Source organism: Desulfovibrio sp. (assembly GCF_019424165.1).
GTDB lineage: Bacteria > Desulfobacterota > Desulfovibrionia > Desulfovibrionales > Desulfovibrionaceae > Desulfovibrio.
Map to the genome: position 1 here is coordinate 1 of NZ_JAHZAA010000033.1, position 14,439 is coordinate 14,439.

At 57.4% G+C, this 14,439-nt stretch carries 14 protein-coding genes and 2 pseudogenes; 4 read left to right on the forward strand and 12 right to left on the reverse strand.

Annotated features, from left to right (window positions below):
• Both QZ377_RS10160 and QZ377_RS10165 read left to right on the forward strand, forming a co-directional pair.
• Positions 1-183: pseudogene (locus QZ377_RS10160) on the forward strand (ABC transporter permease subunit); the annotation flags it as partial.
• Positions 184-238: 55 nt separating this feature from the next.
• On the forward strand, positions 239-1,393 hold the full coding sequence (locus tag QZ377_RS10165; protein ID WP_291441039.1) for an ABC transporter permease: 1,155 nt from the start codon (positions 239-241) through the stop codon (positions 1,391-1,393).
• A gap of 189 nt (positions 1,394-1,582) precedes the next feature.
• Here QZ377_RS10165 and QZ377_RS10170 read toward each other — a convergent pair whose 3' ends face one another.
• On the reverse strand, positions 1,583-2,371 hold the full coding sequence (locus QZ377_RS10170; RefSeq protein WP_291441040.1) for a potassium channel family protein: 789 nt from the start codon (positions 2,369-2,371) through the stop codon (positions 1,583-1,585).
• A 140-nt stretch (positions 2,372-2,511) separates the two neighbouring features.
• On the opposite strand from QZ377_RS10170, the gene QZ377_RS10175 reads away from it, so the two are divergent.
• A complete protein-coding gene (locus tag QZ377_RS10175; protein ID WP_291441041.1) occupies positions 2,512-3,009 on the forward strand; it encodes a hypothetical protein in 498 nt (165 codons plus the stop codon).
• Between the two features lie 393 nt (positions 3,010-3,402).
• Here QZ377_RS10175 and QZ377_RS10180 read toward each other — a convergent pair whose 3' ends face one another.
• Genes QZ377_RS10180 through QZ377_RS10195 form a run of 4 tightly spaced genes read right to left on the reverse strand, consistent with a single transcriptional unit; the run spans position 3,403 to position 5,498 of the window.
• Entirely contained in the window at positions 3,403-4,026 is a 624-nt protein-coding gene (locus QZ377_RS10180) for a flavodoxin family protein (RefSeq protein WP_291441042.1), read from the reverse strand.
• A 19-nt stretch (positions 4,027-4,045) separates the two neighbouring features.
• Complete coding sequence (locus tag QZ377_RS10185; protein WP_291441043.1) at positions 4,046-4,891, reverse strand: WcbI family polysaccharide biosynthesis putative acetyltransferase; 846 nt, start codon at positions 4,889-4,891, stop codon at positions 4,046-4,048.
• 32 nt (positions 4,892-4,923) lie between these two features.
• On the reverse strand, positions 4,924-5,331 hold the full coding sequence (gene queD, locus QZ377_RS10190; protein ID WP_291441044.1) for a 6-carboxytetrahydropterin synthase QueD: 408 nt from the start codon (positions 5,329-5,331) through the stop codon (positions 4,924-4,926).
• Positions 5,331-5,498: a hypothetical protein gene (locus QZ377_RS10195; protein WP_012625110.1), complete on the reverse strand. Its 168-nt coding sequence runs from the start codon at positions 5,496-5,498 to the stop codon at positions 5,331-5,333. Before QZ377_RS10195 ends, queD begins: the two co-directional genes overlap by 1 nt.
• A 138-nt stretch (positions 5,499-5,636) precedes the next feature.
• Here QZ377_RS10195 and QZ377_RS10200 point away from each other — a divergent pair, with 138 nt between their 5' ends.
• Positions 5,637-6,680, forward strand: coding sequence for a DUF1848 domain-containing protein (locus QZ377_RS10200; RefSeq protein ID WP_291441045.1), 1,044 nt, complete (start codon positions 5,637-5,639; stop codon positions 6,678-6,680).
• Between the two features lie 106 nt (positions 6,681-6,786).
• Here the strand turns inward: QZ377_RS10200 and QZ377_RS10205 are convergent, their stop codons facing one another.
• From QZ377_RS10205 to QZ377_RS10235, 7 genes and pseudogenes are all read right to left on the reverse strand, one after another.
• Positions 6,787-7,491, reverse strand: a complete 705-nt coding sequence (locus QZ377_RS10205) for an ABC transporter ATP-binding protein (RefSeq protein WP_291441046.1) — start codon at positions 7,489-7,491, stop codon at positions 6,787-6,789.
• A complete protein-coding gene (locus tag QZ377_RS10210; RefSeq protein WP_291441047.1) occupies positions 7,484-8,269 on the reverse strand; it encodes an ABC transporter ATP-binding protein in 786 nt (261 codons plus the stop codon). Before QZ377_RS10210 ends, QZ377_RS10205 begins: the two co-directional genes overlap by 8 nt.
• A pseudogene (locus QZ377_RS10215) lies at positions 8,266-9,479 on the reverse strand (branched-chain amino acid ABC transporter permease). Before QZ377_RS10215 ends, QZ377_RS10210 begins: the two are co-directional and overlap by 4 nt.
• A 2-nt stretch (positions 9,480-9,481) precedes the next feature.
• On the reverse strand, positions 9,482-10,390 hold the full coding sequence (locus tag QZ377_RS10220; protein ID WP_291441048.1) for a branched-chain amino acid ABC transporter permease LivH: 909 nt from the start codon (positions 10,388-10,390) through the stop codon (positions 9,482-9,484).
• Positions 10,391-10,516: 126 nt separating this feature from the next.
• Entirely contained in the window at positions 10,517-11,647 is a 1,131-nt protein-coding gene (locus tag QZ377_RS10225; RefSeq protein WP_291441049.1) for a branched-chain amino acid ABC transporter substrate-binding protein, read from the reverse strand.
• 248 nt (positions 11,648-11,895) lie between these two features.
• Positions 11,896-13,260, reverse strand: a complete 1,365-nt coding sequence (der, locus tag QZ377_RS10230) for a ribosome biogenesis GTPase Der (protein ID WP_291441050.1) — start codon at positions 13,258-13,260, stop codon at positions 11,896-11,898.
• Positions 13,261-13,340: 80 nt separating this feature from the next.
• Positions 13,341-14,417 (reverse strand): RluA family pseudouridine synthase, encoded by a 1,077-nt coding sequence (locus QZ377_RS10235; RefSeq protein ID WP_365854884.1) that lies wholly within the window; start codon positions 14,415-14,417, stop codon positions 13,341-13,343.
• Positions 14,418-14,439 lie beyond the last annotated feature (22 nt).

Genomic DNA, 14,439 nt, shown 5'->3' on the forward strand with positions numbered 1-14,439 from the left:
CCTGTTCTTCAGGCCCTCACGCGGTTACTGCCCGCCAGTTACTTCAACACCTGTTTGCGGACGATTTTTCTGACAGGTGATGTGTGGGAAATCTTCGGTCCGAGTCTGGCCTTTATGGGCCTGCTGGCTGCGGTGTTGCTGGGCCTGGTTTACAAAAATCTTGTAAAAAGGCTGGATGTGTAGGATGGCGCGGCGCTTCACAGGCTTTCATGCAGCCAGAAAAATGGCGGCAGGGGGCATGTCCCGGCTGAGCGCATTTTTTCCGCGTCTTGACTGGCGGCGTATGGCGATCATCGTGCGCAAGGAACTGCTGGTGCTTTTGTGCAACCGCATTTCGCGCTTTCTTATTGTCGTGCCGCCGCTCATGCAGATCGTCATTTTTGGCTGGGCCGCCACAATGGAGGTACGCAATGTGGATGTGGCCGTGCTCAATTATGACAGCGGCCGCTGGAGCCGTGATATCATACACTCCATAGAAGGCTCGCCCACGTTTCGGCGCATTGCGCATATAGAGGGGCAGGGGCAGATTCGCCCCACGCTGGAGCAGCAGAAAGCCCTTTTTGTACTGGTTTTTGACGAAGAGTTCTCGCGCCGTATCGATAAGGGCGAGCCGGCGGAGGCACAGGTCATTCTGGACGGGCGGCGGTCCAATGCGGCACAGATCGCCGCCTATTATCTGGAGCGCATGACGGCACAGGTGGCGGCGGCGACGCCACGCGCGCAGGCAGCGCAAAATATGGCTGCTGAAGTCCCGCAACTGGATATACGCATGCGCTGCTGGTTCAACCCCAATCTTGAGTTTCAGTGGTTTTTTCTGCCCAACCTTATAGGTATGCTGAGTTTCATGCTGGGGCTGGTCGTCACAGGGCTTTCCGTAGCGCGGGAGCGCGAGGTGGGAACTTTCGACCAGTTGCTGGTTTCTCCCGCCATACCTACGGAAATTGCCCTGGCAAAACTGGTGCCGGGCTGTCTTGTGGGCATGGTGCACGGAACCATATTCCTGCTTATTTCCGTACTGGGCTTCGGTGTGCCGTTCACGGGTTCCGTGCTGCTGCTCTATGCGGCAATGCTTGTATTTGCGGCAGCTTCGGGCGGGGTAGGGCTTATGGTGTCTTCCCTTTCAGCCACGCAGCAGCAGGCATTTCTTGGCGCATTTACTGTGGGGGTTCCCTGTATTCTCATTTCCGGCGCGGTCACCCCTGTCATGAATATGCCGGTTTTTTTGCAACACGCCAGCCAGTTGAATCCATTGCGGCATTTTACAACCATCACGCAGGGTGTTTTTCTGAAAGATATTACGGTGGCCGCCGCCGCGGTAAGTTTGGGCAAGATTACCTGTATCAGCATTGTTACCGTTGCCGTGGCGGTATGGATGTTCAGGCGCAAGGCGTAGGGCGTTAGGAACGCCGTTAATCCGCACGTTAGCAAAGCGCCATCAACATCCTGCAAGGACTTGCCTCGACGTTTGGCAGCATGCTGCAAATGATGCAGCCTCAGCCGTAACCCTTCTGCAAGGGACGGCTGAGGCTGTGTGTTTTTGTGGTGATGCGTCTGGCCCGCTCCGGAGTCTTGGGGCCCGTTTTTAACCCTGTGGGGGCCTGTCGGCAGTCTGGGGGTGCTCCCCTCCGGATTGCGGCACTGCCTGCGGCTTGTTCTGGGCAATGGGGACGCTGTGCGGGGCAATACCGGTCTGGCTGCCGTCAGGCGCGGGGTGGGGCGCGCGCTGCACCCTGCCGACGATGGTGGCAATGACCACGATGGAATAGACGTAGGCGATAAAACCCACGAGCACTGCGGCATTTTTGGCTATCCAGGTATTGGGGGTAATGTCGCCGTAGCCGATGGTCAAGATGGTGACATAGCTGAAGTAAAAGAGATTATTGATGGCGTTTTCACCATCGCCCAGACCGTTGAAAGAGCCGGGATGGGCAAATTCAATGGCAAGAAAAAGATAAAATCCGCAGTAACCAATGAGCATAAGGCCACAGACCGCTGCATAGACAATGCGGGTTGTGACCATGTGCGCCTTGTATATCTGCCTGAAAACCTCAAGCATGATGCTGCCGAAAAAACAGATATAGAGCAGCAGCATTTCAGTCAGAAAATTGCTGACAAAAAAGATGTTCAGCGCCCGGCAGATGAGCAGCAGCACGCCAAAAAGCACCACGAGCCATATGACACGCCGCTTGAACTCAAAAATTACCAATCCCGCCAGTAACTGGAACGGCAGGTAAATGGACTGGGCCACTCCGCCATAGATATTGTTGGGAAAGAAAATATTGCACACAAAAACGCAGAGCAACGAAGCCATCAGCAGTTCAAAACGGTGGACATAAAGCCTGGAGCGTAGAGAATTCAGTTTTTGCAGCATGGCACCCCTCACTGGAGGCAGATACTACAAATATTGTTCGTGGCGGGCAAGGGCCTGAGGGGCTTTATGTGGACATGGCGGCGCATGAACCGTAGACTATTGCCAGTTGTCAGTTTTTACGGAAAATAATGGAGAATGCCATGCCCCGTTTTCGCCGCCTTACAGTCACCGGAGCGCTGCTTTTTTTGCTGGCTCTGCTGGTTTTGCCGCCCTTGACGGGCAAAGCCCAGGCCGTACCCGTGACTACCAAATATTACAGTGTGGACCTGCCCGCAGACTGGGTAGTGGTTAACGGACCCGCCAAAGTGAAGGACGCCGTTCAGGTGCTGCTGGGGCAGAAGGACCATAAGGCTTCGGCCCTGATCATTGTGGGGCCTGCCAAAGCCGGAGAAGCCGAGGCGGCTGCCAGGGCCAATGCGCAAAGACTGGGCGGTGGCAAGCCTGTGCTGCGTCAGGGACAGTGGGAGTTCACTTTTGAACAGCAGGGGCTGAAAGGCTACAGTATTGTGCGCGAAGACGCCTCTTCCGGCGTGCTGCTCATGCTTGTGGTCAGTGGTGACCTTGGCATGGCCGACTTTGTGTATAAGATGCGGGGACCGTACAAGGCGCTTATGCCGTTGAAGCCGCGATTGCCGTAAGGTGTTGTTACAAAAGCAAGCGCCCGGGAATACTTTGTGTATCCCGGGCGCTTTTTGTTCTTGCCCTGTAAAAACGCTTTTTCGGGGCGTTCTGCCGAATACTTTAACGCGGCTGCCGTTTGCAGTCTCCGCAAGAGTGGAGACACAAATTTTTGCCGTAAAACAGGCGCTGGCGGGGTTTACCCGGCGTAAGTGCCTGTTTCACTATCAACTGCTCTGGATGTAGAGCAGTTCAATCTTGAAAAATCGGAACGCTCTGCGCGGATTTTTAAAAAATCCGCGCTGCGAAACGGCTGCAAGGTGAACGTGCTTCGCCCCTTACGGCAAAGGACGTTACGGGCGACGACAGCCGCGTTGATTCGCCGTCAAGCAGCCATTTGAAGCGTTAACTCTCTAACGGATAAAGTTGGTGGGCTCCCATGCTTCGGGCGTGGGGGGATTGATTCCGGCAGCCTTGCCTGCGGCAATACATTTTATGAGCCATGCCATATTGTTGCCGAGGGTGCGCATGATTTGCAGCCCCTCTTTATCCTGCACGACTTCTTCCGCATTGTTGCCATGAACGGAGTTCCAGTACTGGGAGGATACGAGAGGCATGCGGGCAATGGTGAAATATTTGTTCAGCCTGTCAAAAGAGGCGCTGGCCCCGCCCCTGCGGCAGCTTACGACGGCGGCGGCAGGCTTGAAGGCATACGGGGCGGATTTCATGTAAAATACACGATCCAGCAGGGCGCACAGGGTGGCATTGGGGCCGGCATAGTACACGGGTGAACCTACTACAACGCCGTCAGCAGCGCGCAACAGATCGATGGTTTCGTTGACCGGGTCGTCTTTAAAGACACAGTAGCCGGTTTCTTTACATTTTCCACAGGCTATACAGCCGCGTATGGCCTTGGAGCCAATCTGGATGATCTGGCTTTCAACGCCGTTCTGTTCCAGTTGCGCCGCCACGGTGGACAGCGCCGTGAAGGTACAGCCTTTGGGGTGCGGGCTGCCGTTGATAAGCAATACTTTCATAAAAACTCCTTTCTTGCGCTCAGGCATACGAATGCTGCCCGGGCGGCAGGTTTTCCAGAAATGTTACAAGGTCCGAAACATTATGGCTTCTGCACGCAAGGTAGCAGCCAGTGTACTGCGCGTGGGTGAGACTGGTGCGGTAGACAGGATAGCGCCTGTCAGCCGTGGCAAAGGGCAGCCTCAAAACAGATCCCACGACAGGATGGATGGGCAGCCAGAAGTCTTCAAGCGGATGCACATAGTCACGGCGCACATCCGGCGGCAGGTTCCCCAGGCCAAGCAGGCGCAACAGTCTGTCCGCCACATGAAAGAGCAGGGTGCGTCCGGGATGGTTCACAGTAATGAAAAGCTGTTCATCACGCCAGCGTTCGCGCAGCAACGCTGCGCAGTGTATGGGGCCTGCGGCCTGCTTTTCTTCTTCCCGCAGCAGGCTTTCTTCAGCTACGGCCGCCACATCTCCCATAAGGGCGGGGCCTGCCCGCAGGTAGATATTGAGCGCCTCCTGCGGGCTAAGGCCTTTTGCCAGCAAGGTTTCAAGCAGACTGTCGCCGAAATTGATGGACGGGGCATTGCTCCAGAAGGGCCAATATCCCTTGAAAAAAAGATTGGGGATTTCAATTGACTGGCAAGACCTGGGCAGGCGGGGCAATATCTGTTCTGTGGAGATATGCCCCCACTTGGGGGCCAGGGCCTGGTACAGAAAAAGGGAGCATTTTTCCAGGTCGCGCCCGTCAATATGCTCCCGTGTGTAGTTGACGTAGTGCCGGACGGCAAAGCGCCGCGCAAAGGCCGGAGAATTTTCCAGCAGAATTCGCAGCGCCTCGCCCTGGCAGTTGGCATGCAAAAGACAGAGGGCCTGTGCCATAGCGATATTTTCTGCTGCCGGGGGCGGGCGGGTTAGCGCGTTTCCAGGTAGGTGGCGCTTTGCGCGCTTTTTTCCGACACGGTAACGCTGTGCAAGCGCACCAGCCGGGCCTGTGGATCTTCGTGTTCCGCCAGCAGCGCCTCCATGCCCTGCCAGATATGACGTGCAAGATTTTCTGACGAGGGATTGATGCGGTCAAAAGGCGGAGTTTCATTGAGCAGACGGTGATCCAGCGCATCCAGTACGGCTTTAAGCGTCTTTTTCAATATCTTGAAGTCCAGCAGCATTTCTGTCTGCGGGGCAAGGCGGTTGCCTTCAACCGTCAGTTCCACGGCAAAGTTGTGGCCGTGCATGCGCTCACACTTGCCTTCATAATGCCGCAGGGCATGCCCTGCGGAAAAGTCGTCGCGCACAGTAAGGCGCCAGAGTTTTTCAGACATCAGGATAATATCCAGTAGACCACGAAGGCCGATAAAATGACGATAATAATGGCCAGCACGATGCGGGCGTTCTGGTTCCACTGAAAGTTGACGCTTTCTTCATCAAGGTCCGGGTCGCCTGTGGAGGGCGGCGTGAAGATGCGTTGCAGCCAGGAAAAAAAAGACATGCAATACCAGTATGTTTGGGGTTTTATATCTGTAGGCTTGTTCTGCTGAGAATAGCAATTGCGTGGAATTTGTCAAAACAAGCCTGCGGTGCGGCAAGATGTGTTGACGGCCCTGCGCTGCCTTGCCAAACTGGCTGTATGAAGTGGCCCAGAATTACTATCCACACGGCGAACGGCCCGATTTCGGCCATAGCCCCGGTTTTACTGGCGATAAGCCGCGCCACGGATATACCGGCTTTTTATATGCCCTGGTTTATGGAGCGCTTGCGGGCGGGCTACGCGCGCTGGGTCAATCCCTTTAACGGGCGGCCGCAGTACGTGTCTTTCGCGCGGGCGCGGCTGGCTGTTTTCTGGAGTAAAAATCCTGCGCCGCTGCTCAAATATCTGCCTCAGATCAAGGAGCATGGCCTGACGGGCTACCTGCAATATACACTTAATAATTACGAAAACGAAGGCTGGGAACCCGGTTTGCCGCCATTGCGCGAGCGGGTGGAAACATTTCGTCATCTGGCGGACAGGCTCGGCCCGGAGCGCATGGTCTGGCGCTTTGATCCGCTGCTGCTGGCCGCGGCACACGGGTGCACCATACCTGCCCCGGCTGTTCTGCTGGACAGAATCGCCGCCCTGGCAAAAGCGCTGGCCGGGCATACGACCAAGCTCGTTTTCAGCTTTGCCGACATCGCCCCCTACCGTAAGGTGGAGGGCAATTTGCGACGAAACGGCATTGCCTGGCGTGATTTTACACCAGAAGAAATGCGGCAGACAGGCGCGGCCATAGCGGATATTTGTGCAAACTACGGTATGCGGGCCGCCACATGCGGTGAAAAGATGGATCTTTCCGCTCAGGGAGTGGCGCACAACCGCTGTACCGACCCGGAGCTTGTGCTGCGCCTCGCCGGACGACATCCGGACGTGCTTGACCTGCTGAAGCTCAGCGGCAGCGAACAGTTGCTGCTGCCTGGGGCTCCGGGGGCAACCGGGCGCTCTTACCCGCGTGATCCGGGCCAGCGCCCGGACTGCCTGTGTGTGCCGTGCAAAGACATTGGACAGTATAATACCTGTCCGCATGGTTGCGTTTATTGCTACGCCAACACTTCGGTCGCCGCGGCTCGCAGGAGTTTTCGGAAACATGTGGCCGCCGGGGAATCCATCCTGCCAACCCCGCCGGACAATGACCCATAAGCAGAAAAGCGGCTCCGCCCAGAGGCAGAACCGCTTTTGAATTTTTTGCATCGCATGGCGTGTACCCCACGCCCGAAATACTTCAGACCGCCGGAACAGCGCCGCACTACATACCAAGGTATGCGGTGCGCACTTCTTCGCTTTGCAGCAGGTTGGCGGCGCTGTCGCTCATGACAATGCGGCCGTTTTCCATAACGTAGCCGCGATTGGCGATGCGCAGGGCCTGGTTGGCATTTTGCTCCACCAGAAAGACCGTGGTTCCTGTGGCATTGACCTTCTGAATGATGGAGAAGATCTGCTGAATGATAATGGGCGCAAGCCCCAGGGAGGGTTCATCCAGCAAAAGCAGCTTGGGGCGGCCCATGAGGGCGCGGCTGATGGCGAGCATCTGCTGTTCCCCGCCGGAGAGGGTTCCCCCTGCCTGCTTGCGGCGTTCGGCCAGGATGGGGAAGAGGCTGAACACATAGTCCAGGTCTTCCTTGACGGCTTCCTTGTCCTGTCGCAAAAAAGCGCCCAGATCCAGATTTTCGCGCACGCTCAGATCCGGAAAGATCAGGCGCCCTTCAGGAACCTGAGAAATGCCGAGCGAAACGATCTCATGGGGGGGCAATTGATGTATCGGTTTGCCATACCAGAGAATTTCTCCCTGCCGTGGGCGGTTGATACCACAAACGGTCATGAGCGTGGTGGACTTGCCCGCGCCGTTGGCCCCGATCAGGGTGACAATATCACCTTCGTCAACCTTGAGGGAAATGTCCCGCAGGGCCTGAATATTGCCGTAAAAGGTATCTACATTACGCAGCTCAAGCATCGCTTTCTCCCAGGTATGCCTTGATGACCCGCGGGTTGACGCGTATTTCTTCAGGTTTGCCCGTAGCAATGCATGAGCCGTATTCCATAACGTAAATGCGGTCTGAAAGAGACATGACCATGCCCATGTCGTGCTCAATAAGCAGGATGGAAAGCTGCTGGTCATCGCGAATGGAGCAGACCAGGTCCTTGAGCTCGTTGGTTTCCTGCGGGTTCATGCCCGCTGCGGGTTCGTCCAGCAGCAGCATGCGCGGCTCTGTGGCCAGAGCACGGGCGATTTCAAGCCGCCGCTGTGCGCCATAGGGCAAATTGCGCGCGGTTTCGTTCCACACGTCTTGCAGGCGTACCAGCTCCAGCAGGGCGTAGCTTGCGTCGATACTTTCCTGCTCTTCGCGGCGAGTGCGGCCATCGCGCAGGATGGCTCCCATAATGCCCGCCCGGGTACGGCAGTGACGGCCTATCATGACGTTTTCCAGTACGGTCATGTCGCTGAAAAGGCGGATGTTCTGAAACGTGCGGGCCATGCCCATGGCCGTGATAACATGCGGTTTTTTGCCGTTAAGCAGTTTGGGGCCGCCTTCACGGTCATAAAGGTACATCTTGCCCTCGGTAGGGGTATAGATGCCGGTCACGCAGTTGAAAAATGTGGTCTTGCCCGCGCCGTTGGGGCCGATAAGGGCCACAATCTCGCCGCTGTTGACTGTAAGCGACAGCTCGTTAAGAGCGCGCAGACCGCCAAAATCCTGAGAAAGGTCCTGTACTTCAAGCACGGGGTTCACTGGCGGCCTCCCTTGGATTCATGAAGGCCGCTGATACGGTAGCGACGCCGTTCGCCACTGATAAGGCCCTGAGGCCGGAAAATCATCATGATTACCATGATGGCTCCAAAGATGAGCATGCGGTATTCAGAGAAGGCACGCAGATATTCCGGCGCAAGTATGAGAATAAGAGCGGCTATGACCACGCCGGTGATGGAACCCATGCCGCCCAGCACCACCATGGACAGAATCATGGCCGATTCCATAAAAGTAAAGCTGGAGGGATTGATGTAGGTTGTTTTGGCCGCAAAGATAACTCCGGCAAAACCGGCCCAGCACGAGCCAAGAGCAAACGCGGACAGTTTGACTCGTGTGATGTCTATCCCCATGGCTTCACAGGCAATTTCATCTTCCCGCAATGCCTGTAGCGCAAGGCCCACCCTGGAGTTTTTCAGGCGGCTGATAACGATGATGGTGACAGCCACTGCCGCCAGCACAAGGTAATACACATAGGTTGTACTGGTGCTGATATCCATTTCCATGCCGAAGAAGCCGGGACGGGGAATGTCTCCCACGCCGCGCGGCCCGCCGGTAAGGCTGGTCCAGTTTTGCAGGGCTAGGCGCACGATTTCGCCAAAACCCAGGGTAACAATGGCCAGATAGTCGCCACGCAGGCGCAGTACAGGAAAGCCCAGGGCCAGACCGAAGATGACGGCCACAAAGCCGCCTATGGGCAGGCATACCCAGAATCCCCAGCCGAAGAACTGGTGCAGCAGGCCGTAGGCGTAAGCCCCCACGGCACATAACCGAGCACAAGCTGACCGGCCAGGCCCACCACAATATTCAGGCCCAGCGCCAGCATGATGTAAAGCAGCGCCGAAATCATGATGTTGGTCTGGTAAAATGAAACCACCAGCGGCATAACAATCATGATGACCGCGAGAATAGCCAGGCTGCCAGCCATAAGGGCGGGCCGTTCGGAAAGGGCGGCCATGCCCGAGCCGAGGCTGAAGTTGTCCGGCAGTTTGATAATGGACAGGCCCCTGGCCTTTCGGCTGAAGCACCAGTCCCAGATAAGGGCCAGCACAAAAATGCCCACGCCCAGCAGAGCGATACGGTCCAGACGCCAGGTAACGGTGCTTTCAATGGTGTTCAGCTTGATGCCCAGTACGGGCAGGGTGAGCACCATGAACCAGAGTGCCGCTATGGCGGCTTTGATAACTCTTTGCATGGCTACACCTTCTGCACTTTGGCTTTGCCCAGGATACCATCGGGGCGGAAAATCAGAATGAGGATCAGGATGGCAAAGGCCAGCATGTCTTCATAGTTGCCCGAAAAATAGCCGGTGGTGAAGCTTTCGGCGAGGCCGAGCACAAGACCGCCCACCATAGCTCCGGGTATGGAACCGATGCCGCCGAGCACCGCCGCCGTAAAGGCCTTAAGCCCGGCCAGAAAGCCGATGCCGAAGTTTACCTGTCCCATATGGGAGGCAATAAGCACGCCGCCAAGGGCAGCCAGCCCCGAACCGATGATAAATGTCAGGGAGATGATACGGTCGGCATTGATGCCCAGCAGCAGAGCCATTTTTCTGTTCTGCGCGGTGGCGCGCATGGCTTTGCCCATGCGGGTGTAGCGTATGAAAAGCGAGAGCGAAACCATGGCAATGGTGCTGACAGCAAGGATCAGAAAGTCGCTGGGGCCCATGACATACCCGATGTGCTCAAGAAAATCCATTTCCGGCAACAGGCTGGGAAAAGGCACGAAGTCCGAAGTCTGAGCCAGCAGCACATAGTTCTGCAAAAATATGGACATGCCGATGGCCGAGATCAGCGGCGATAGCCGCGGCGCGCCGCGTAGGGGCTTGTACGCCACTTTTTCCAGCGTGTAGCCGTAGGCGGCGCACCATACAATGGCCGCCAGCGCCGCGACAACAAGTATGCCGCCAGCGGGAAAACCGTATACGCCCAGCACCCCGGCAACCAGCAGGGCCGTAAATGCACCAAGCATATAAATTTCGCCATGGGCGAAGTTGATAAGCTCGATAATGCCGTAAACCAGGGTGTAGCCCAAGGCTATGAGCGCATAGATACTGCCTCTGGTGAGCCCACCAAAGAAAAGTTCTATAAAAAATTGGATGTCCATGCCGTCCCGCGCGCGCCGGGGCCTGGCAATGCCATGCTCCCGGCGTCAGTTCCGTTATGCCGTCGGCCGAAGCCGAAAGTGTGTGCGAAAACGGGGGCGCGGCCATGGCCGCGCCCCCTTGATCAACTATTCAAGGACGATGCTGTGGTCGAGTTCCACAAATTTTCCGTCTTTGACCTGATAGATGGAAAGAGCCATACCGGCGGCATCGCCGGTTTTGCTGAACGTCAGGGTTCCCAGCGGGGTGTCTACAGGTGCGGCGTGCAGGGCTTCCACAACCTTGGCTGTGTCGGTGCTGCCGGCTTTTTCAATGGCATTGACCAGAGCCTGGGTGGCGGCATAGCCATTGTAGTAGAACGAGCCGGGATCCTTGCCGAACATCTTTACGTGGCCTTCACGGGCGGCCTTGTAAGCGGGCAGGTTGCTGGTGTCCTTGGGGTAGGAGGAGTACACGCCCTCGCTGGCCTTGCCGGCCATCTTGATGAAGGCTTCGTCCATAAGTCCGTCAGGGCCGAGCATGGCCGTGGTCACGCGGTCGCGGCGCATCTGCTGCAGCAGCTTGGAGGCCGTAGGCTGATACCCGCCGAAAACCACGATGTCGGGCTGCTCGCGTCTCAGCTTGCGCACAACAGCGGAAAAGTCCACGGCATCGGGGGTAATGGCTTCAAACAGAACCGTTTTGACGCCGGCCTTTTCGAGGTGTTCGCGGTTATTGTCCACAAAGCCCTTGCCGTAGTCGCCGTTATCGTGCAGATAGGCAACCTTTTTGACCTTGAGGTTGTTGAGCATGAAGTCGCTGGTCAACCTGGCCTGGGCCTTGTCGTTGGCGATGGTACGGAAGAAGTACGGGTTGTTGCCGTCTTCCGTAAGGCCGGGAGTGGTGGCAGAAGGCGACATGCTCACGATCTTGGCATCGGTATACAGGGGCAGGGTGGCCTTGGTGGCGCCGGAGCAGATATGCCCCATCACCACAGCCACCTTGTCGGAGATGAGCTTGGTGGCCGCGTTGGTAGCCAGCTCGGGTTTGCACTGGTCGTCCTGGGCTACCAGCTCGATCTGCTTGCCGAGTATGCCGCCCTTGGCGTTAACATCGGCAATGACCACCTTGGCAGCGTTTAGGCTGGGGACGCCGTAGGAGGCCAGATCGCCGGAGTGAGCACCGGCGACACCGATTTTGATGGTGTCTTCCGCCTGAGCGGGGGCGGCCAGAGCCGCGCAGAGTGCCATTGCCGCAAGCAAGGTTATACCTTTTTTCATCAGCCCCTCCTACGAGAAAATTGTCGCGCGTATGTTTGCGCTTCAAAATGGATGAAGACTTCTCTATTGCCTTATTGCGGGCGGCCTGTCAATGCGGATTGCCGCGCCTGTCAAGTGTCGCACGGTGAAAGATGCGGAGTTTTTTCGCAAGATGGAGAGGCGGCCCGGATGCTGTAGATGCATCCGGGCCGCCTTATGAAAAACAGGGTATTTTTTTGATTTCAGGCCGGTTTTTGTGCAATACCGGTCTATTTTTCTTTTTTCTTGTGGCTGGACCGCAGGTGCAGGCGCATGGGCGCATGGACGATGCCGAAAATTTTTCTCAGTGCGCGCTCAAGGTAGCGGGAGTAGCTTTCAGGTACGCGCGTGGCGTCGCTCACAAAGAAGACAAACGTGGGCGGCTCGGATTCGGCCTGGGTAAGATAGAAAAATTTGGCCCGTGCCCTTTTGACCACAGGAGGCTGATGGCGGGTAAGCACCTCTTCCATGGCCCTGTTGAGGCGCCCTGTGGGGATGCGGATGCTGCATTCCTCATGAATGCGCTGTGCGAGAGGCAGTATCTTTTCCAGATCCTTGCCGGTAAGAGCCGAAACGAGCATGACCGGCACATGGGGGCAGAATGCCAGCATCTGGCTGATATTCTTTTTCAGTTGGTCCAGAGCGTTCCGTGGGGCGAGGTCGCACTTGTTGATGAGGACCATAAACGGTGTTTTGCGCGTATTAAGCATGTCCATGAGGCGTTTGTCCTGCTGGCTCACGCCCTCGGCCGCGTCCAGGGTCAGCACGGTCACGTCAGCTTTTGTGCTGGATTTGATGGCCGAGTTCACAGAGTATTTTTCTACGTTGTCTGTAATCTTGGTGCGCCGCCGGACACCGGCCGTATCAACAAAAACATAGTCTTTTCCATTACGGCTGAAGCGCACGTCAACGCTGTCGCGGGTAGTGCCCGCCACATCGGAAACGATCATGCGTTCTTCGCCGGAAAGGGCATTGATGAGCGAAGACTTGCCCGCATTGGGGCGGCCTAGCATGGCCAGGCGCAGAGCCGGGGGGGCCGGAGGCTCCTCGGAAGAGTCTTCGGGCAGCAGGGCGGCCAGGTCTTCCACAAGGGCGCGGATGTTGTGTCCGTGCTCGGCGGAGACAGCCAGCAAGGGAAAACCCAGTACGTGAAATTCCGCCAGTTGTTCGTCCTCGCGTTCAGCCCCGTCCACCTTGTTGACAACGCAAATGGTGGGCAAGCCCTTGCGACGCACGTGGGCGGCAAGATGCTCGTCCAGCGGCAGCAGTCCATCGCGCCCATCCACCACAAAGGCGACAGCTGCGGCGTCTTTCATGGCGGCCTCGGTCTGGTCGAGGATGTCTTGCTCAAAGCCGCGGATGCCTTCGGGGCCTTCAACAACCATGGCATGGGCGTCAAGAGTGATGCCGCCAGTGTCTACAATGCCGAAGGCCGGCAGCCCGTTACGACGCACCACGCCTTCCATGCGGTCGCGAGTGACGCCGGGGCGGTCGTGGGTGATAGCGCGGTTGCTGCGGATAAGGCGGTTGAACAGGGTGGATTTGCCCACATTGGGGCGACCCACGAGAATGATGCGGGGCAGAGTTTCAGCCATGGCGGTAACCTTGTTGCGTCCCTGACGCAAGGCGGCGGGCTCTCGCGGGGCGCTTTTTGAAAGGCCCGCCTGTGCGGACCCTAATGTAAAAGAGAAATTGTAGCAGCATCTTCACCCAATGGGAAGGCCCCATCAGGGCAGGCGGGCGGCGGGGAAGCGGGCAGGTCGCATGCAATACCTTCCGGCATGGCCGTCAGGGCGCGCGGGCCGCTCCAGGGCGGAAGACAGGCAAATGACGGGCCTTCGGGCATTACGACGCGTAAGGAATGCAGGTACAGGGTTGCTCCTGCACGGGCCTGCCCATATTTTGCATCGCCAAGCACAGGATGCCCCAGGCTGGAGAGCTGTACCCGTATTTGATGGGTCCGCCCCGTGAGCAGGCGCACCTGCACAAGGCTTGCCCTGTCGCCGATGCTCAGGGCGCGGACGAGGCAGAGGGCTTCTTTGGCGTTCGGGGCGTCGGCCGTTACCGGGCGCATCAGTTCAAAGCCGTCCACGGCTTCCTTACGTAAAAAATGCCGTACAAGGCAGACTTGCGTATGGGGCCAGCGCCCATCTACCCAGGCCACATATTCCTTGTGCATGGCATTGGCGCGCAACGCCCGCTGCGCCTCATCAAGGGCGGCATACGAGGCGGCTACCAGAATGATCCCCGAAGTTCCCCGGTCCAGCCGGTGTACGGGCGTGGGCATAAAACTGGCCTGGGCAAAATGGCAGGACAGGCGCGTGGTCAGGCTGTCTTCATGCCCGGTTCCCGGATGGACGGGCAGGCCGGCAGGCTTGTCAAACGCCCACAGATAGCCGGATTTTCCAACCAGCGGCGGCAGCGGGGGGCCGTCTTCGGCGGCATCGTCCTTGCTTTGTCCCTTGTTGGCCGGAGCGGGCGAGGCCGAGTCGCACTGCGCAGCCATCTTCATGGCGAAAGGCGGCAGGCGGACGGTATCACCGGTCTGTACACGGGAAAAAGGTTTGCAACGGCTGCCGTTGATTCTGACCTGTCCCGTGCGCACCCAACGGTGCAGCATGGCCTGGGGCAGATTCAAGCGACGTTGCAGGAACTGAAGTAGCTTCTGGCCGCTCTCGGGCTCCTGAACAACGGGAATTTCCGTCACGGAAGCGCCGAGGGCCTGCGTAGGGGGAGGGTTATCTTCGGACATGGGCATACTTTGGCTCAAAGCA

Coding starts and splice junctions, on each gene's coding strand:
- QZ377_RS10185 (WP_291441043.1), bottom strand. CDS start 4,891: ATGGCACAGGCCCTCTGTCTTTTGCATGCCAACTGCCAGGGCGAGGCG.
- QZ377_RS10205 (WP_291441046.1), bottom strand. CDS start 7,491: ATGCTTGAGCTGCGTAATGTAGATACCTTTTACGGCAATATTCAGGCC.
- QZ377_RS10195 (WP_012625110.1), bottom strand. CDS start 5,498: ATGTCTTTTTTTTCCTGGCTGCAACGCATCTTCACGCCGCCCTCCACA.
- QZ377_RS10200 (WP_291441045.1), top strand. CDS start 5,637: ATGAAGTGGCCCAGAATTACTATCCACACGGCGAACGGCCCGATTTCG.
- QZ377_RS10175 (WP_291441041.1), top strand. CDS start 2,512: ATGCCCCGTTTTCGCCGCCTTACAGTCACCGGAGCGCTGCTTTTTTTG.
- QZ377_RS10220 (WP_291441048.1), bottom strand. CDS start 10,390: ATGGACATCCAATTTTTTATAGAACTTTTCTTTGGTGGGCTCACCAGA.
- QZ377_RS10165 (WP_291441039.1), top strand. CDS start 239: ATGTCCCGGCTGAGCGCATTTTTTCCGCGTCTTGACTGGCGGCGTATG.
- der (WP_291441050.1), bottom strand. CDS start 13,260: ATGGCTGAAACTCTGCCCCGCATCATTCTCGTGGGTCGCCCCAATGTG.
- QZ377_RS10180 (WP_291441042.1), bottom strand. CDS start 4,026: ATGAAAGTATTGCTTATCAACGGCAGCCCGCACCCCAAAGGCTGTACC.
- QZ377_RS10235 (WP_365854884.1), bottom strand. CDS start 14,417: ATGTCCGAAGATAACCCTCCCCCTACGCAGGCCCTCGGCGCTTCCGTG.
- QZ377_RS10170 (WP_291441040.1), bottom strand. CDS start 2,371: ATGCTGCAAAAACTGAATTCTCTACGCTCCAGGCTTTATGTCCACCGT.
- queD (WP_291441044.1), bottom strand. CDS start 5,331: ATGTCTGAAAAACTCTGGCGCCTTACTGTGCGCGACGACTTTTCCGCA.
- QZ377_RS10225 (WP_291441049.1), bottom strand. CDS start 11,647: ATGAAAAAAGGTATAACCTTGCTTGCGGCAATGGCACTCTGCGCGGCT.